11 protein-coding genes are annotated in these 13,106 nt (G+C 65.7%); 4 read left to right on the top strand and 7 right to left on the bottom strand.

What is annotated here, in order from left to right:
* Positions 1–170 precede the first annotated feature (170 nt).
* On the bottom strand, positions 171–1,283 hold the full coding sequence (locus HNR59_RS17000) for a GntR family transcriptional regulator (RefSeq protein WP_183832221.1): 1,113 nt from the start codon (positions 1,281–1,283) through the stop codon (positions 171–173).
* 256 nt (positions 1,284–1,539) lie between these two features.
* Here HNR59_RS17000 and HNR59_RS16995 point away from each other — a divergent pair, with 256 nt between their 5' ends.
* Positions 1,540–2,532 (top strand): glucokinase, encoded by a 993-nt coding sequence (locus HNR59_RS16995; RefSeq protein WP_183832220.1) that lies wholly within the window; start codon positions 1,540–1,542, stop codon positions 2,530–2,532.
* Positions 2,533–2,695: 163 nt separating this feature from the next.
* Here HNR59_RS16995 and pta read toward each other — a convergent pair whose 3' ends face one another.
* The 5 genes from pta to HNR59_RS16970 all read right to left on the bottom strand — a co-directional run bounded on the left by pta (position 2,696) and on the right by HNR59_RS16970 (position 8,503).
* Positions 2,696–3,706 carry a phosphate acetyltransferase gene (gene pta, locus HNR59_RS16990; protein ID WP_183832219.1) on the bottom strand — a complete coding sequence of 337 codons (1,011 nt, stop codon included), beginning with the start codon at positions 3,704–3,706 and terminating at the stop codon, positions 2,696–2,698.
* Positions 3,706–4,761 (bottom strand): YeiH family protein, encoded by a 1,056-nt coding sequence (locus HNR59_RS16985; RefSeq protein ID WP_183832218.1) that lies wholly within the window; start codon positions 4,759–4,761, stop codon positions 3,706–3,708. The genes pta and HNR59_RS16985 overlap by 1 nt, the downstream gene beginning before the upstream one ends.
* Before the next feature lie 80 nt (positions 4,762–4,841).
* Complete coding sequence (gene xsc / locus HNR59_RS16980) at positions 4,842–6,617, bottom strand: sulfoacetaldehyde acetyltransferase (RefSeq protein ID WP_183832217.1); 1,776 nt, start codon at positions 6,615–6,617, stop codon at positions 4,842–4,844.
* 60 nt (positions 6,618–6,677) lie between these two features.
* Positions 6,678–8,078 (bottom strand): NAD(P)/FAD-dependent oxidoreductase, encoded by a 1,401-nt coding sequence (locus HNR59_RS16975; protein ID WP_183832216.1) that lies wholly within the window; start codon positions 8,076–8,078, stop codon positions 6,678–6,680.
* A gap of 35 nt (positions 8,079–8,113) precedes the next feature.
* Positions 8,114–8,503 carry a nuclear transport factor 2 family protein gene (locus tag HNR59_RS16970; protein ID WP_183832215.1) on the bottom strand — a complete coding sequence of 130 codons (390 nt, stop codon included), beginning with the start codon at positions 8,501–8,503 and terminating at the stop codon, positions 8,114–8,116.
* A gap of 237 nt (positions 8,504–8,740) precedes the next feature.
* Here HNR59_RS16970 and pdxR point away from each other — a divergent pair, with 237 nt between their 5' ends.
* Complete coding sequence (pdxR, locus tag HNR59_RS16965; RefSeq protein ID WP_183832214.1) at positions 8,741–10,234, top strand: MocR-like pyridoxine biosynthesis transcription factor PdxR; 1,494 nt, start codon at positions 8,741–8,743, stop codon at positions 10,232–10,234.
* 54 nt (positions 10,235–10,288) lie between these two features.
* On the opposite strand, the gene HNR59_RS16960 is transcribed toward pdxR, so the two are convergent.
* Complete coding sequence (locus HNR59_RS16960; protein WP_183832213.1) at positions 10,289–11,665, bottom strand: esterase-like activity of phytase family protein; 1,377 nt, start codon at positions 11,663–11,665, stop codon at positions 10,289–10,291.
* 266 nt (positions 11,666–11,931) lie between these two features.
* Between HNR59_RS16960 and HNR59_RS16955 the strand changes: the two genes are divergently transcribed.
* Positions 11,932–12,516 carry a rhodanese-like domain-containing protein gene (locus tag HNR59_RS16955; protein ID WP_343060851.1) on the top strand — a complete coding sequence of 195 codons (585 nt, stop codon included), beginning with the start codon at positions 11,932–11,934 and terminating at the stop codon, positions 12,514–12,516.
* An 87-nt stretch (positions 12,517–12,603) separates the two neighbouring features.
* Entirely contained in the window at positions 12,604–12,978 is a 375-nt protein-coding gene (locus HNR59_RS16950; RefSeq protein ID WP_183832211.1) for an ArsR/SmtB family transcription factor, read from the top strand.
* The last annotated feature ends 128 nt before the right edge of the window (positions 12,979–13,106 follow it).

Below are 13,106 nucleotides of genomic sequence, written 5' to 3'. Positions count from 1 at the left end.
CGCTTTCGATCAAGCTGCAGCGCCGTCGTTTCGACTGTTACGAGGGTGGACAGAAGCCGTGGCGGATTTTCAACAATATAGAATAATCGGGACCTGTGCTGAGTAGCAGCGGTGTGGCGTCATGGAAAGTGATCGGCACCGTACGCAACTCACTACATGCATAGCGCCTTTCACGAAACCCGCTCGGCCACCCGCTCTCCCGTGCTCTCGCGGATCGTCTGGGCGCATTCGAGATAGACGATCTGCGGGGGCGTTTCGGGGGTTTCGAGGCGGCGGCGGATGACTTCCACGAGGCGGCGGGCGCCTTCGAGATAGGAGCTGCCGGCGATGCTCATGGTGCCGAAATGCTCGGTCGGCACATCATGGTGGCCGAGGATGAAGACGGCCAGATCGCGCGGCCAGTCGATGCCCAGACCATCCAGACAATGCCGGATACCGAAGGAATCGGAGAGGCCGAGCGTGATCATGGCGCTGAAGGGCAGGCGGCCTTCGCCATCCATCAGCTCCGACAGCGCCCGGCGCAGCGCCTCGCCCACCGAATGGGTTGGATTGTGGACGCCGCCCAGCATGATCGTGCGCATATCCCGCCACTGGCCGTTCTCGCGCCCCGCGCGGTCGAAGGCGCGGCGCACGGTGAGGATCGGCTGGGCCATCGAATCCAGCGACACCAGCGCCACCGAGCGATGCCCGAGGCCGGCCAGATGCGCCATCGCCATGTCCAGCGCATCCTCCCAGTCGGTGCCGACACGATCGATGTCGACGCCTGAGACGGTGTGGCCGTCGACCACCAGCGCGCGCGCCTTGCCCTGCAGAAGGCTCAGCAGCCGGATCGGAATGCTTTCATAATGCGATTGCAGGATGGCCGCGTCGAAATTGGGGATCGAGGTGAGGATCTCCAGCAGATGCCCCGTATTGTGGTAGGAGATCTGCACCACCTTGCTGCCGGAGCGCGACAGCTCTTCCACGATATGGTTCTGCACCAGCATGCAGCGCTCGTTGAGGCTGGCGTTGGACAGGATCAGCAGGCTTTCCAGCCGGTCGCCACGCGGGCCGTCGTCCCCGACCGCATGGGCGCCGTTCTTCACCACATAGGTGCCGCGGCCGACCTGCGAGGTGAGCAGGCCCGCCTCGCGCAACTGCCCGAGCGCTTCCTGCACCGTGGCCTGGCTGACGCGGTGGGTGCGCATCAGCTCGCGCACCGTCGGCAGCCGCGCGCCGTCATCGAGGCGCGCGATCAGCTCGCGCAGTTCATTCAGGACTACATTTCCGGATGCGGCTCGCAATGCTCGTGCCTCGACCTGTCGATTGCGCCGTCGATTCGCCGATAAGGGCGGCTCAAGGCGGAATACAATTTGAATTCGCGCTGTGCAATCCGGCCAGATTTCACCAAAGACCGCGCCACCACGAACATTCCAGCTGAGCGAGCCTTAGCATATAAAAATACAAATTGAACTTTACAATTTATACGCGGAAGTTATCTTCCCGCCAAAATCAGCTTCATCCGGTCCATTTTCACAAAAACAGGGTAACCGACGCATCATGAACGCACTTGCCTGTGACGTCGGCGGCACCAACACGCGCATGGGACTGGTGCGCGACGGCCTGCTTCTGGCCGACAGCGTGGCCATCTACCGGAACGACGATTTTCCCGATTTCTATGCGGTCGCGACGGCCTATCTGGCGCGCACCGGCCTTGCTGCGGTGGACACGGTGTGCATCGCGCTGGCCTCGGTGGCGACAGCCGAAGGCGCGACACTGACCAATCGCGACTGGACCATTTCCCGCAGCCAGGTACTCGCCACCTGCGGCGCGGCGCGTGTGGGCTTCATCAACGATTTCGAGGCGCTCGGCTTTTCACTCGGTCAGGCAGCACGACTGGAGACGACCTGCCTGACCGGGGGCCTGACCGGGGGCCTGACGAAAGGGGCAGGCGCGAACGAGGGCGCGCCGCGTCTGGTGATGGGGGCCGGCACCGGCTTCAACGCCGCCGCATGGTGCCCGTCGCGCTTCGGCGGCGCGCCGCATGTGGTGGCGGCCGAATGCGGGCACATGACGCTGGCGCTGGCCGGCGAAGACGAGTTCTCGCTGCAACAGGCCCTGTCGCGCATCAATGGCCGCGCCTCGGTGGAGCGCGCCCTTTCCGGCAACGGGCTGGTGGCGATCTACAACTGGGTGTGCGCGCGCCACGGCGCCGAGGCGCGCTTCAGCCATGGTGCCGAGATTTCCAGCCGCGCCGTGGAGCGCAGCGATGCGCTCTGCGGGGAAGCGGCGGAGATGTTCATGCATCTGCTTGGCCGCGTCGCCGGCGATCTGGCGCTGGCCTATCTGCCCTATGACGGCATCTATCTTTCCGGCGGCGTGACGCGAGCGCTCGGCCCCCTGCTCGAAAGCGAGCCGGCATTTTTGCGCGCCTTCACCGCCAAGGGCCGCATGGCCGAGCTGATGGAGCAGTTTTCCATCCATCTGCTCAGCGACGACGCCAGCGCCCTGCATGGCTGCGCCGAATGGGTGCGGCTGTCTTCCGCCGCCTGAGCGGTCAGCACATTTCCCGCCGGGATCGGATCGTTCACGTCTGCGCCTGAAGCACCCGCACCCCTCTCCACATGGGAGAGGGGGATTGCGGGAGGCCGGCGGTCCACTCCCCCCTTGTGGCCCTCGTTGGGAGGGTAAGGGTGGGGGTCTGTCAGAGGTAGCGCTACGTCCTCATTTCCGCCTGCGAAGCCTGCACGCCGGTGACGGCGATCATGTTGTAGGCGTCGTCGGCGCTGCATCCCCTTGAGAGGTCGTTGGCGGGTTTGGCCAGCCCCTGAAGAACGGGACCGATGGCTTCGGCCCCGCCGATGCGCTGGGCGATCTTGTAGCCGATATTGGCGGCGTCCAGATTGGGAAACACGAAGACGTTGGCCTGCCCGTGCAGGGCGGAGTTTGGGGCCTTGGCGGCGCTGACCGCTTCCACGAAGGCAGCGTCGAACTGCAATTCGCCGTCGATGAGAAGATCGGGTGCGGCAGCGCGGGCAAGCCGCGTCGCCTCCACCACCTTCGACACCCGCTCATGCGCGGCACTGCCGCCGGTCGAGAAGGACAGCATGGCGACGCGCGCCGTCTCGCCGGTCAGCGCTGCGCAGGAGCGGGCGGAGGCAAGCGCGATGTCGGCGAGTGCTGCGGCGTCCGGGTCGACGACCAGCCCGCAATCGGCAAACACGAAGGCGCCCTTCTTCTGATGGTGCGGCTGGCACAGCATCATCAGGAAGAAGGAGGAGACGATGGCGACGCCCGGCGCGCGGCCGATGGCCTGCAAGGCGGCGCGCACCGTATCGGCCGTGGTGGCAACGGCCCCGCCCACCGTGCCGTCGGCCTCGCCCTCGCGCACCATCATGGCGGCGAAGAGCAGCGGCGAGCGCAGCGCCTGCAGGGCCGCCTGCGCATCAACGCCCTTGTCTTTGCGCAATTCGTGCCAGGCTGCGGCGAGGGGCTGTGTCAGCGCGGAGGTTTCGGGGTCCTCGATGCGGAAGCGGGCAGGGTCGGCCCCGCAGGCGGCAAGCTGCGCCTCGACCTGCGCCCGTCCGCCGACGAGCACGATGTCGGCGATGCCGTCATTCACGGCGCGAACGGCGGCCGCGGCGATGCGCGGGTCCTCGCCCTCGGAGAGCACGATGCGCTTTCGCGCCCGTTTCGCGGCCTCGACGATGCGTTCAAGCGGCTTCATCACACATGTCCCAGATAATAGATGCCGGTGAGGATGAAGAGGCCGATGAACAGGGTCTCGGCGACGATCAGCACCACCGCGTCGCCGCCCACCTCAAGCACGCGGCCGAGCGAGGTCTTCATGCCCACAGCGACGATTCCGGCCAGCAGGGCCCAGCGCGACAGATCGGAAGCGGGCCCGGAAACGGCTTCGGGAACGAAGCCGAAAGAGTTGAGCGCCGCCAGCGCCAGAAAGGCCAGCACGAAGCCGGGCAGCAGCGGCGGGCGGGCGGGCTTGCCGGCAGCGGCTCCCGTGGCCATGTCCACCCCTTGCCCGACATTGCGGGTGGCAAGCGCGAACACGATCACCACCGGGGCCAGCATGGTGACGCGGATGAGCTTGACCAGCGTCGCCGTCTCGCCGGCTTCCGGCGATACGGAGAAGCCCGCGCCCACCACCTGCGCCACATCGTGGATGGTGCCGCCGAAGAAGATGCCGGTGGCGCGCGCGTCGAGGCCGAGCGACTGGGCCAGGATCGGATAGAAGATCATGGCGACCGTGGACAGCACCGTCACCGACAGCACGGTGAAGATCAGGTTGCGCTCGGAGAACTCGTTCTTCGGCAGCACGGCGGCAATGGCCATGGCGGCGGACGCGCCGCAGATCGCCACCGCGCCGCTGGTCAGCAGCGCCAGCCGCCAGCCGCGGCCGAGAAGCCGGGCCGTGGCGAGCCCGAAGCCGACCGTCGCCGCGATCGCCAGCACCAGAAGCAGGATGGTGCCGGCTCCGAGCCCCAGCAGAAGCTCGACGCTGATGCGCATGCCGAGCAGCGCCACGCCGAGCCGCAGCACGGTGCGCGCGCACAGCTCGATGCCCGGTCCGCAGCGCCCCTCTTCCGACAAGAAGTGGAAGGCGATGCCGAGAAGCAGCGCCATCAGCATGGCCGGCGCGCCGTAGTGGTCCGACAGGAACTGGGCGGCGATGGCGACGGCCACGACCACGGCCACGCCGGGCCACACTCTGCCGAACGCCGAAGGCAGGCTTCGTAGGCGTCCTTGCGCCGGCGCGATGCTCATGCTCCTGCCTCCTCCCCGATCCGCATCACCGATCATGGCCGGCCTCCGCCCGTGCGGGCGGAGGCGCTGGCCGCATTGCCTCAGACGGGCTGCTGGGCCTGCATGTCGGCCTTGTCGATGCCGGCCACCGGCACAGGCTTCTTCATGGCGTCGCGGCGGAAGGGCTCGCCCAGCTCCTGATTGAGCACCACCTCGATGAAGGTGGTGACGCCTTTTGCCTGCGCCTCGCAGGCAGCGCGTATGGCTTCCGTCACCTTCTGCGGCGTATCGGCCATCACGCCTTTGAAGCCGCAGGCCTCCGCCACCTTGGCGTAGCTGAAGTTGCGGTTCAGCTCGGTGCCGACGAAGTTGTTGTCGTACCACAGCGTGGTGTTGCGCTTTTCAGCACCCCACTGGTAGTTGCGGAACACCACCATGGTGATCGCCGGCCACTCGTCGCGCCCGATCGAGGTCATCTCGTTCATGGAGATGCCGAAGGCGCCGTCGCCGGCAAAGCCCACCACCGGCACGTCCGGGCAGCCGATCTTGGCGCCGATGATCGACGGGAAGGCATAGCCGCAGGGGCCGAACATGCCCGGCGCCAGATATTTGCGCCCCTCGCCGAAGGAGGGATAGGCATTGCCGATGGCGCAGTTGTTGCCGATGTCGGTGGACATGATCGCATTTGCCGGCATGCCCGCCTGAATGGCCCGCCATGCCTGACGCGGCGACATCAGCCCCGCATCGCGAAGCCGCGCCTCCTCGTTCCAGCTGGTGCCCGGATCGTCGTCCTCATGGTCCATGGAGGACAGGAGCTGGAGCCATGCCGAGCGGGTCTGGTGGATGGCCGCCTTGCGCGCCTCGCGGCCCTCGTCGCCGGCCGTGGAGGAAAGCTGGTCGAGGATCTGGCGCGCCACCTGTTTCGCATCGCCGCAGATGCCGACGCTGATCTTCTTGGTCAGGCCGATGCGGTCGGGGTTGATGTCGACCTGAATGATCTTCGCGTCCTTGGGCCAGTAGTCGATGCCGTAGCCGGGCAGGGTCGAGAACGGGTTGAGGCGGGTGCCGAGCGCCAGCACCACGTCGGCCTTCGAGATCAGCTCCATCGCCGCCTTCGAGCCGTTGTAGCCAAGCGGGCCGACGGCAAGGCGGTGGTCGCCCGGGAAGGCGTCGTTGTGCTGGTAGCCGCAGCACACCGGCGCGTCGAGGCGCTCGGCAAGGGCCGCCGAATCCGCGATCGCCCCGCCGATGACCACGCCAGCCCCGTTGAGGATGACCGGGAATTTCGCCTCAGACAGAAGCTTCGCCGCCTCGGCGATCGCCTCCCGGCCGCCCGCCGGCCGTTCCAGCCGCACGATCTGCGGCAGGTCCACGTCGATGACATGGGTCCAGTAATCGCGCGGAATGTTGATCTGGGCGGGCGCGGAGCCGCGCCATGCCTTCTCGATCACCCGGTTGAGCACTTCGGGAATGCGGGATGGATCACGCACCTCTTCCTGATAGCACACCATGTCCTCGAACAGCGCCATCTGCGGCACTTCCTGAAAGCCGCCCTGACCCATGGTGCGGTTGGCCGCCTGCGGCGTGACCAGAACCATCGGCGTGTGGTTCCAGTAGGCGGTCTTTACCGCCGTGACGAAGCCGGTGACGCCCGGCCCGTTCTGGGCGATCGCCATCGCCATCTTGCCCGTGGCGCGCGCATAGCCGTCCGCGATCAGGCCCGCATTGGTCTCGTGCGCGCAATCCCAGAAGCTGATGCCGGCCTTCGGAAACAGGTCCGAAACCGGCATCATGGCGGAGCCGATGATGCCGAACGCATGTTCGATCCCATGCATCTGCAAAACCTTCACGAAGGCTTCTTCGGTCGTCATCTTCATTGTCGTGTTCCCTTTCATGTCATTGTTGGGCGCGGAAGGCGCCGCTGGCTGAAGCAACGCTCACAGCAATTCGTCGCGCAGGTGATACCAGTGGTAGAGGGCGCGCTGGCCCATGCGCCGGAACGGCGTCAGCAACCCGTGATGGGGCAGGGCCGAGGTGAAGATCGGCAGGTCGAGCCCTTCCCCCCTGCCGGCAACCATCTGCGCCAGCCGGCGGCCGGCCTGCGCCGAATACATCACCCCGTTGCCGCCATAGCCCATGGCGTAGAAGACGCTTTGCGCCGGATCGGGCTGCGCGATGCGCGGCATCATGTCGTGGCTGACATCGACCCAGCCCCACCATGAATAGTCGACCTCGATTCCCTTCAGCGACGGGAATTTCCGCGCCATGCCCACCAAAAGCAGGTCGAGGTGCTTGGCATTCGTCGCATCCGCCCCGGTGATGGCGCTGCGCGAGCCGATCTGGAAGCGGTTGTCGGGCATCAGCCGGTAATAGTGGCGCAGCGTGCGCGTGTCGGTGAGCGGGATCTTCGTGCGGAAATTCAGCGCGGCGACTTCCTGCTCGCTGAGCGGCCTTGTGACGATGGAGTTGGACAGCACGGGCATCAGCCGGTGCTTCGTCAGCGGGTGGAGGCCGGGCGAGGTGTAGCCGGCGGTGGCGAAGGCCACCGCGCGGGCGCGCACCGTGCCGCCGGGCGTTGCCAGATAATGAAAGCCGTTTCGGCGGCTGTAGCCGATGACCGGGCTGTCGGTGTGAACCTTCGCGCCCAGCCTGCGCGCCAGCTTCAGGTAGCCGAAGGCGAGCTTGCCGGCATGAACGCCCATGCCGTCCGGCTCGTACATCGCGCCCCGCGCTTCCGCGTCGCGCACGAAATCGCGGTGGACCTCGTCGCGGCCGAGAATGCGGGTGGGATAGCCGAACACCTCGTTGAGCAGGCTCGATTCCTTCTCCAGCCCCGGCATCATCTTGTCGCGATGGGCGATGTAGAGATGGCCGCCATCCTGCGGCAGGCAGTCGATCTCCGGCTCGGCAATCAGGGCGCGGAACAGGTCGAAGCCCTCGGCGATCTCCCGATGCAGCTTCTTCGCGACATCCACGCCCCAGCGCTCGATCCACTGCGAGCGCTTGAGGCGGCCGGCCGAAATCTGCGCCTGTCCGCCATTGCGGGTGGAGCAGCCCCACGCCACCCCGTTCGCTTCCAGAACGGCTGCCTTTATGCCGTGCTCGCGGGCCAGATGAATGGCGCAGGAAAGCCCCGTATAGCCCGAGCCCACCACCACGACATCGACGTCCATGTCGGCCCGCACCGGCCCGTCATCGGCCGGCGGCGCGCCCGCCGTGCCGATCCAGTAGGTCGGCGCATAGTCTCGGCCGTGGCCGGGATCGGGCGCCACCACCGGATCGTAGGTGGGATCATAGGGCCTGCGGGCTTGCCCGCCTTCGATTGCCTGATGCTGCATGGCTGAAAATCCTGCGCCCGTACGGACCCTTGCGTTCACGCGGCGATGAGCGGCCGCTGCTTGCGGAAGGCCTGCTTCCTCACGATCCTGCCGTCGCGCAGCGTGAACAGGTCGCAGCCTTCGGCCTCGACGCGGCTGCCGTCTTCATTGGTGCCGGTGAAGGTCCATTCCGAAACGGCGCGGTCGCCATGGACGAAGTGGCTGTGATGGTCCCAGCGCGCATCCTTCATCGCCGCCCATACGCCCGAAAACGCCGCCGCGATGGCCGGCGCGCCCTCGATGCGCGTGCCCCAGGCCTCGGCGCCGCCGATGGTGTCGAACACGCAGTCGGGCGCGAACCAGGCCATGATCCCGTCGATGTCGTGCCGGTTGAAGGCATCGAACAGCGCCGCGAGATCGGCTGCGGTGAGTTGCGGGGTGGTCATGTCGGTTCCTCCCGGCCGGGCAGTGCTTTTCCTGCCTGAGCCCATGCGTCATCGTGCGGGCGCGGAACGCCCGTCATTGCTGTTGGCGGAAGCTGCCGGAACCATCCGTCCGGGACGGAAATGATCGCAGCCGCTTCCCGTGTTCACTTTTGCGAATGAGGTGATGCTACGGGAGGAATGGCCCTTGCCTTATATCCAAATGGGAACTTCAATGAGTCCAATTGGGGGAGACAAGCATTGAGCCAGCAGATCGTATCCGAGACGATTTTCTTCATCGACCGCAAGTCGCGGTCCGGGTTGCAGAACCAGATCCGCGAGACGCTGGTTTCGGCCGTGCTGTCAGGCCGGCTGGTGCCGGGCGCGCGCCTGCCCTCGACGCGCAAGCTGGCCGACTACCTCAACATATCGCGCATCACGGTGACGCTGGCCTATCAGGAGCTGGCCTCGCAGGGCTATCTGGAGGCGAGGGGCCGCAGCGCCTATTTCGTTGCCGACACCTCGCCGCAGGCAGGCCCCGGTTCCGGCGAGAGCGCGGCCGCCGAAAGCTCCGTGAACTGGCCGGCCAAGATCAAGGCCAGCTTCTCGATCGCCAAGCCCATCCGCAAGCCGCTGGACTGGCACCGCTTTCCCTTCCCCTTCCTCTATGGCCAGATGGACCCGACGCTGTTCGACCTCTCGGCATGGCGCGATTGCGCGCGGCGCGCGCTGGCGCGCGAGGATTTCGAGCTGATGGCCGGCGATTTCGCCGCCGCCGACGATGTGCAGCTCGTCAACTACATATGCAGCCGCTCGCTGCCGAACCGCGGCATCAAGGCCAGCCCCGACGAGATACTGGTGACGGTGGGCGCCCAGAATGCGCTGTGGCTGACCATCCAGCTCATGCTCAAGCCGGGATCGGTGGCGGTGTGCGAAAATCCCTGCCATCCCGATCTGAGTGCGGCGCTGCATCTGAGCGGCGCCGACGTCACCGCTGTCGACGTCGACGAGGGCGGGCTGCGGCTGGATCTTTTGCCGGCAAAGCCGGACGTGGTGTTCGTCACGCCGAGCCACCATTCGCCGACCGCCGCCACCATGCCGATGGAGCGCCGGCTCGACCTTCTGGCCGAAGCGGAAAAGCGCGACTTCATCATCGTGGAAGACGATTACGAATTCGAGATGAGCTTTTTGAAACCGCCGTCGCCGGCGCTCAAGTCGCTCGACCGCAACGGGCGCGTGCTCTATGTCGGCTCCTTCTCGAAGTCGCTGTTTCCGGGGCTGAGGCTCGGCTATCTGGCCGCGCCCGCGCCGGTGATCCGCGAGGCGCGGGCTTTGCGCGCACTGATGCTGCGCCATCCGCCCGGTCATCTTCAGCGCACGGTGTCCTACTTCCTGGCGCTCGGCCATTATGATGCGGTGATCCGCCGGATGCGGCTCGAATACCGCAAGCGCCATGAGGTGATGGCGGCGGCGCTGGAGCGGCACCGGCTGAAGATCGCCGGCGCTTCCGATTTCGGCGGCACCTCCTTCTGGGTCGAGGGACCGCAGGGGCTGGACGCCGACCGGCTGATGAACGAGTTGCGGCAGGACGGCGTGCTGATCGAAACCGGCTCGCCCTTCTTCCCCGACATGGACGGCCCGTGCCGCTTCTTCCGCATGGGCTATTCCTCGATCCCCGCCGGCCGCATCGAGGAAGGCGTGGCCCGCACCGCCGCCCGCATCGCGGCGATCATGCAGGATCAGGCTGCGGCATAGGCAAAGCCGGGAAGAAGGCGGGCGACGGGACAAAGCCCCGCCGCCCGGTTTCAGCTATTTCGCCGCGAGGAAATCCGCAACGTCGAGCAGGATGAACTCGTTGTTGGCGGCCTGACCGATGCGGCGGCCTGCCGAGAAGGGCAGGTTGTTGTCGTTGGCGACCAGAATGTGGGTGTCGTCGTAGAGCATCACATCCTCGATGGTGAAGAAGGGGAAGGTGAACTTGCCCTTCAGGTCGCGCGCGGCATCGGTTTCCAGAATGGCCTTGCCGTCCGGGTCCTGAATGTCCATCAGGTCGATGTGGCCGATGCGGTGGATGAAGCCGTCGGCATCGGTGCGGGCGGTGTCGACCAGCACGATGTTCTTCACCTTTGCCGGAACCGGATAGCAGGCGGACTTGTCCCCGGCACCCTCGGCGCAGGCAAGGCTCGGATCGCCCTCGCCATTGTCGCGCTCGATGACCAACGCGCGGCTGTCGTCGATGAAGTTGAAATCACCGATCGCCGTAGCGCCCTCGGCGAGGCGGAACTTGTAGCTGTCGCCGGTCCAGCCGCTCTTGCCCGTGTCGCCCTTGCCCGTATCGAAGGTCAGAACGCGCAGGAAATCGCCTTCCGGCTTGCCGTCTTCACCGAGGATCGGCTTTTCCAGCATGGCCCACAAGAGATTGGTCTTCGGCTGGAGCGCCATGCCCTCATAGCCGCCGGAGCGCTGCACCTGAAAATCCTTGCCGGGCTGGGCAGGAACCACGGTGCCGGGCGTGTCGGGACCGGTCAGCGCCTTGCCGTCCAGCATGGTCTGGTGAACGTTCAGCACCCGGCCGTCGGCCGTGGCATGGATGATATAGGGGCCGAACTCGTCGCCGATCCAGACCTCGCCGTCGAGGACCTGAATGCTTTCCGGATCGAAATCCGCGCCGGTGAGATAGCGGCTGTCCGTGCCTTCATAGGCGATGCGGAACGGCACCTTGCGGTCGGGATCGCGCAGGAACACCGATTCGATGCGCTCCACCTTGCCGGTCTCGAAATCGGGTTTCACGCGGTGGAAGAACAGGAGCGCATCGGGGCTGTTGGCCTTGGTGCCGAAGCCGTTGTCGGTCAGCGTGTAGATGCTGCCGTCTTCGGCGCGGTTCATGGCGAAACCGGACAGGCCCTGCACGGGCTGGCCGATGAAGGGCAGCGAAATGCCGGTCGGGTGGCTGCCATAGGCGGGGCCGACATCGCCCGGCACCGACATCACGTCATGGTTGCGCGTCCTGCCCGTGAACTTGCCCGAGATCCACGCGTCCTCGGGCGCATCGGCAGGCGGGGGAATGAGCGTGAACGCCGGCAGATAGGCATGGCCGGCAAGTTTGGCGGGGAAGGTTTCGGCGGCGGAGGCCGGCAGGTGAAAAGCCAGAAGCGCGGCCGTGGCCAGAAGGGTCTTCTTGAGCATGGAAGGGGTCCTCGAATTGCAGGAAGATGCCCCTTGCGCCTAGCGCGCGGCTGTGACGGTCACGTTTCACAATCGCGACGATCCGATGACGATCCCGTTCGCAATGCGTGGGCGACCCGGGGGCGATCCGGGGGGCGATCCGGGGCGCAGCCTCATCGGGCCCGGCACATTCCCCGGCTTTCGCGGCCTGCGCGCAAATCTTCCTTGGCAAGAAGCGTTATATATGTATGAATATAGATAATTCTATCTATCAAGGGAGACCCTCCGTGCGCCTGCTTGCCTTCGCTCTGTCCATATTCGCCTTTTTCTCCACGCAGGCGCTTGCCGTGACGGAGGCCGATCTTCCGAAGTCCAAGCACACGAAGCTTGGTCTCTACCTCACCCCTTCCGAAGCCCATGAGATGATCGGGCAGGACCCGGCAAAGGTGCTGTTCATCGATGTGCGCACGCCCGCAGAGATGAATTTCATCGGCATGCCGACCGATGCCGACGCCAATGTTCCTTACATGCTGATGCCCGATTTCCCGGTCTGGGACGCGGAAAAGTCCAGCTTCAAGCTGGAACTGAACCCTGATTTCGTGCCCGCCGTCCGTGAGCGCCTGGAAAAGAAGGGGCTCGACCAGAACGCGAAGGTCATCGTCATGTGCCGCTCCGGCGACCGCAGCGCAGCTTCCGCCAACCTTTTGGCCGAGGCCGGCTTCACCAATGTCTACAGCATCGTCGAAGGCTTCGAGGGCGACATGGCCAAGGAAGGCCCCACTGCCGGCACCCGCAGCGTGAACGGCTGGAAGAATGCCGGCCTGCCATGGTCCTACAAGCTCGACCGCGAAAAGATGTACGGCCTGCAATAGGCCTTGTCGCTTCCATCCTTATATTCATTCAGATATAAGGATGGTTGCATGTTACCTCGACGGAACGCTTTCGCGCAGGACCGGACCATGAAGATTGATCTCGATTCCATGCAGGCGGCGGCAGACTATGCCAGCGAGTTGCTGAAGGTGCTCGCCAACCGGCATCGCCTGATGATCCTGTGCATGCTGATGGAGGGCGAAAAATCCGTCGGCCAGCTGGTGGAGTTGCTCGGCGTGCGCGATTCGACCGTCTCGCAGAACCTTGCCACGCTGCGCCGCTGCGGGCTGATCAGCGGCCGCCGCGATGGCCAGATGATCTGGTATCGCGTCGAAAGCAGCCCGGCGCGCGGGGTTCTGGAATCGCTCTACAGTTCGCTGTGCGAGCCCCAGCGGCAGCAGCCGAAAGCCAAAACGTTCACCGCCCCGCTCTCCATGTGGAGCACTGCTGCCCTGCGGGCCTGAACTGCGCGGGCCTGATCCGTGACGCATCCATACAGATGAACGCAACGGATCGCGCTCCCCTGAGCGCCGGCGCAACCGCTTCAGCTGTTGCGTCGCACATGTTGCCCGCCACTGCTTCCGGTTGCGGG

The sequence above is a fragment of the Aquamicrobium lusatiense genome (assembly GCF_014201615.1).
GTDB classification, from domain to species: Bacteria; Pseudomonadota; Alphaproteobacteria; order Rhizobiales; family Rhizobiaceae; genus Mesorhizobium; species Mesorhizobium lusatiense.
This window is presented reverse-complemented; position numbering and strand designations above follow the sequence as displayed.